This window comes from Streptomyces adustus (genome assembly GCF_009377175.1).
GTDB classification, from domain to species: Bacteria; Actinomycetota; Actinomycetes; order Streptomycetales; family Streptomycetaceae; genus Streptomyces; species Streptomyces adustus.
In genome coordinates this window covers 1-3,570 of the sequence record NZ_VJZD01000452.1, presented here as the reverse complement: position 1 = coordinate 3,570, position 3,570 = coordinate 1, and the positions used below count along the sequence as shown (strand labels likewise).

General features: G+C 66.7%; 2 protein-coding genes and 2 rRNA genes. All 4 read left to right on the top strand.

Annotated elements, in window-relative coordinates:
• The first annotated feature begins 8 nt into the window (after positions 1 to 8).
• Positions 9 to 125, top strand: a 5S ribosomal RNA gene (gene rrf, locus FNH09_RS45380).
• Positions 126 to 1,182: 1,057 nt separating this feature from the next.
• Complete coding sequence (locus FNH09_RS45370; RefSeq protein WP_152895712.1) at positions 1,183 to 2,070, top strand: aminoglycoside phosphotransferase family protein; 888 nt, start codon at positions 1,183 to 1,185, stop codon at positions 2,068 to 2,070.
• Between the two features lie 371 nt (positions 2,071 to 2,441).
• Positions 2,442 to 2,729: a hypothetical protein gene (locus FNH09_RS49350; RefSeq protein WP_152895711.1), complete on the top strand. Its 288-nt coding sequence runs from the start codon at positions 2,442 to 2,444 to the stop codon at positions 2,727 to 2,729.
• Between the two features lie 733 nt (positions 2,730 to 3,462).
• Positions 3,463 to 3,570: ribosomal RNA gene (locus FNH09_RS45355) — 16S ribosomal RNA — on the top strand; the annotation flags it as partial.

Sequence of the window (3,570 nt, the reverse complement as noted above, 5' to 3'; positions counted from 1 at the left end):
CATAGTGTTTCGGTGGTTATAGCGTGAGGGAAACGCCCGGTTACATTCCGAACCCGGAAGCTAAGCCTCACAGCGCCGATGGTACTGCAGGGGGGACCCTGTGGGAGAGTAGGACGCCGCCGAACAAATTTTGAGAAAACCCCCGTGCCTTTCGGCACGGGGGTTTTCTGCATTTACCCCAGCATTCGTGAAGCAGAGCTTTGACGCAGTCGGCGGGCGCCGCCTCGATGCCGCAGCCGCCCCGGACCAGGTCGGCCCCACCGCCCCCGAGTCACAGCAGCGACACCGCCTCGCCTGCCACCCAGGTCTGCCAGACACGACGGGTGTTCGGTAGGTCAGGGTGGTCAAGCAGCCAGAGCACATAGCCGGCATGGCACCGGGCCCACGGACTTTCCGAATCAGCTGCCCGCTCGAGCCTGCCCCGTAGATCAGGGCTGTCGATGACCCCATCCGGGTCATGGCGGGATCGACGTCCGTTATGACGAGCTGGAGCTGCTGCTGGCGCCCGCTACCGGGTCGAGGGGCTCGACTACTGGTTTCGGTGGTGCCCGCGCAGGTGAGGCCGCCGTTGACCATTAGGTGCTGTGTGGACGACCAACGTCCCGCGCTCATGGACCGAGGACCCGGCACGATGCCGGGGCGCTGACATCCCCGACGGTCTGGCCTTCGCCATCAAGCCCGGCTCGCCGCCTGGTCTCTGGACGCGGGAGCCTCCGCCCGCTGGGTCGCGGGAGACGAGGTCTACGGCGACAACCCGCACCTTCGGGCGTCACTTGAGGACCGCCGGACCGGCTATGTACGGGCTGTCTCCCGTACCCGCTTGCTCGTTACCCACGCCGGGAGGTTTCAGGCGAAGGTCCCCGCCGCGAGGATCCCCGAGCGGGCTTGGCAGCGGCTCTCGGCGATGCGGGCGCGAAGGGCGAGCGGTAACCACGACTGGGCCGCGGTCGACATCCATGGCCCAGCTGGGAGCCTCGGCCACTCGTGTCTACTGCCGGACGTGCGGGTTCCGGATGTTTCGGTGGAGGGCTGGCAGTCGGCCCTCGATCTTGTTGCGGAGAAGGGCTGGAAGCACCGGTACTCGGAGGGAGGACGGTGGAGCCAACGAGGGCGGTAACGGGAGGGGTGATTGACGCTCGCCGGTGTTCGGCGGTCGGATGACGAGCCATGGACACAGGTGACATGCGTTCCGACGTACATCCCATCGACGGCGACCTGGTGCGGCGGCTGATCGTCGGCCAGTTCCCGCAGTGGGCGGGGCTGGCGATCAAGCGGTTTCCGTCCGGCGGGACGGTCAACGCCATGTACCGGCTGGGCGATCACATGGTCGTACGGCTGCCGCTTGTGCAGGGCGGGGCCGGCGACGTGGACAAGGAGCGGATGTGGCTGCCCCGGCTCGCACCTCACTTGCCGACGACAGTCCCCACGGGACTCGGGTACGGAGAGCCCGCGGAGGGGTACCCATGGGCGTGGTCGGTGTACCGGTGGCTGGAGGGGGAGAACCCGGAAGCGGGAGCCCTGAGCGAGCCGGTGCGGCTGGCCGAGGACCTGGCGGAGTTCGTGGCGGCGATGCGGAGTATCACGCTGTCGGATGCCGCCCCACAGGCCCACCGCGGCGGGCCGGTCGCCTCGCTCGACGCGGAGACCCGGGCGGCGATCGAGGAGCTGCGTGGGATCCCGCAGGAGGGCGTCGACTGCACGGCCGCCACAGCCGTGTGGGAGGAGGCGCTGCGGGCTCCTGTCTGGGGCGGACCCCCGGTGTGGCTGCACGCGGATCTCATGCCGGGCAACCTGCTGGTGGACGGTGGCAGGCTCACCTCGGTAATCGACTTCGGATGCCTGGGGACGGGCGATCCGGCCTGTGATCTGTTCCCGGCGTGGAACCTGCTGCCGACCAAGGCGAGGGAAGTCTTCCGCCAGGCGCTGCGCGTGGACGACGCGACCTGGATCCGCGGCCGGGGGCGGACACTCTCGCAGGCACTGATCGCGCTGCCGTACTACCGCGAGACGAACCCGACGATGGCGCACAACGCCCGGCACGTGATCCGGACCGTGTTGCAGGAGGGCTGAAGGTCGGCGGCACCTGGGTACCTGCGGACCGCGATGCTCCTGCGGCAGGGCTCCGGCAGGCAGCTTGTGGGATGGCTGTGCATTCCGGCAACAAGTGTGTTGGCAGCGGCAGTTGGGCATGACCGGGGCCAGTTGCCAAATCGAATGCCACCGGTCGACTGCGTCTCGTCGAGCCGGACTCGGCCTGCCCCGATGGGGAGGACTCCGTCACCTGGAACCGGACCGGCCCTCAGGGGCCTGCGGGCCCCAAGGGTGATGTCGGAGAGCAGGGAGCCCCGGGTGTCCAGGGGGAGAAGGGGGAAACCTGGACCAAGGGAGAGTCCGGCGACAAGGGCGACAAGGGTGATGCCGGGGCTCAGGGGCCCGCGGGGGTGAACGGGGTCGCCGGGGTCGCCGGGGTGCACGTCGTCACTGCCACGAAGGACGTCGCCGTGCTGGACATGGTCGACGTCGAGGCACGGTGCCCGGACGGTGAGATCGCCACCGGTGGCGGGTGGTACCTGCCCGGCAGCACCGCCCAGTCGTACGGCGCGACGCTGCATTCCAACCCGATCGTCTCCGGCACCACACCAGTCGGCTGGACCGTCGGCTTCATGAACGGTGGCTACGATCCGGCCTACACCGCCGCCGTCTACGCGATCTGCGCCAAGGCCGGCTGACGGCCTACCTCGGCAGGCAGACGGGGAGGGGCCCGATGCTGTGCCGGAGCCCCTCGTAGCCGACCTCCCCCGCGCTCAAAAGATCTTGACAGGGGGTGGTTGACGGCCCTCTGCCGGATGCGTATAGTTCTCCGGGTTGCCACGGAGCCGTATCGGTTCTTCGGCAGCGTCTCCTGCCGCTTCTGCGGCGACAAACCACCAGCATGATCGCCCGGCAGGGTTCTTTTCGGCGTGCCCGAATTTGAATTCGATATCGGGGTTCGGCGGGTTCTGGTCGACTCGAACGGGTCGATTGGGAATCGCCGGGAAGATCCGCTAAGGTTTGGGACGTCGGAACGGCCCAACGGCCGGGAAGGCAAAGCCCGCTGACTGGGAGTCAGGCCCGAAAGAGTCTGATAGAGTCGGAATCGCCGGAAAGGGAAACGCGAGAGCGGGAACCTGGAAAGCACCGAGGAAATCGGATCGCGAAACGGTCTGATAGAGTCGGAAACGCAAGACCGAAGGGAAAAAGCCCGGAGGAAAGCCCGAGAGGGTGAGTACAAAGGAAGCGTCCGTTCCTTGAGAACTCAACAGCGTGCCAAAAATCAACGCCAGATATGTTGATACCCCGTCTCCGGCCGATCGGCTGGGACGAGGTTCCTTTGAAATAAACACAGCGAGGACGCTGTGAACCGCCGGATTATTCCTCCGGTGGTTCCGCTCTCGTGTGTGTGCACCGGATTACCGGTAAACATTCACGGAGAGTTTGATCCTGGCTCAGGACGAACGCTGGCGGCGTGCTTAACACATGCAAGTCGAACGATGAAGCCCTTCGGGGTGGATTAGTGGCGAACGGGTGAGT